Below are 1,112 nucleotides of genomic sequence, written 5' to 3' on the forward strand. Positions count from 1 at the left end.
GTCATGACGTTGGTGACACGCCGGGAGGTGGGGGCGTAGGCGAGGGGTAGGCCTTGAACCGCAGGATGGAGGTACCTCTACAACCACCTGCGCGAAGGACCTACCCCTCATGACCCACGCTAGTGCCCCGTTGACTCCTGCTGGAAGGTTGCGCCTGGTCGAGCGCTGCCGGTACCGCCCGATTGCTCATGTCGCCGCTGAGGCTGGTGTTGCGCGCCAGACGCTCACGAAGTGGTTGCGCCGTTACGAGACCCTCGGCGAAGCTGGCCTGGGCGACCGATCCAGCGCCCCGCACCTCCGCCCGACCCAGACCCCGCCGGAGGTGGTCGAACGCATCGAGGACCTGCGCCGGACACATAAGTGGACCGCCCGCCAGATCCACCTCGAGCTGGTCCGCGAAGGCCACCAGATCGCGCCCGTGACGGTCGCCCGGTGGCTGCGCAGGTTGGGCATCTCCCGGCGCCGCGACATCGACCCCACCGGCGCGAGCAACCGAACGATCAGGCAGATCGTGGCCCGGTATCCCGGTCACATGGTCCACCTGGACGTGAAGAAGGTCGGACGCATCCCTGATGGGGGCGGCTGGCGGACCCACGGGCGCGGCTCACCCCACGCCAAGGCCGTCGACCGGGCCAAGACCAGGGGCGCCAGGGCTGGCTACGTCTACCTGCACTCGGCCGTGGACGGATTCTCCCGCCTCGCCTACACCGAAGCCCTGCCCAACGAGAAAGCGGCCACGACCATCGGGTTCTGGGCCCGCGCACGGGCATTCTTCGCCGCACACGGCATCACCCGCATCACCCGGGTCGTGACCGACAACGGCGCCAACTACCGGGCCAAGGACTTCACCCGCTCCGTCCTGGCGACCGCGGCCAAGCACCAACGCATCCGGCCCCGCACCCCCAAGCACAACGGCAAGGTCGAGCGCTACAACCGGACTCTGGCCGAGGAACTCCTCTACGCCCGAGAGTGGACCTCAGAAGCCCAACGCACCGCAGCCCTCGACGTCTGGAACATCCACTACAACTACCATCGACCTCACACTGCGGCCAGGAACCAACCCCCAGCCTCACGCCTCCACGCAGGTGTCACCAACGTCATGACACAGAACA

At 67.6% G+C, this 1,112-nt stretch carries 1 protein-coding gene; it reads left to right on the forward strand.

Going from position 1 to position 1,112, the window contains the following annotated elements; genetic code table 11:
* Positions 1-109: 109 nt before the first annotated feature.
* Positions 110-1,112, forward strand: a 1,003-nt coding sequence (locus H9623_RS19110; protein ID WP_193721580.1) for an IS481 family transposase, incomplete at its 3' end; no start/stop codon positions are given.

This window comes from Oerskovia douganii (assembly GCF_015142735.1).
GTDB classification, from domain to species: Bacteria; Actinomycetota; Actinomycetes; order Actinomycetales; family Cellulomonadaceae; genus Oerskovia; species Oerskovia douganii.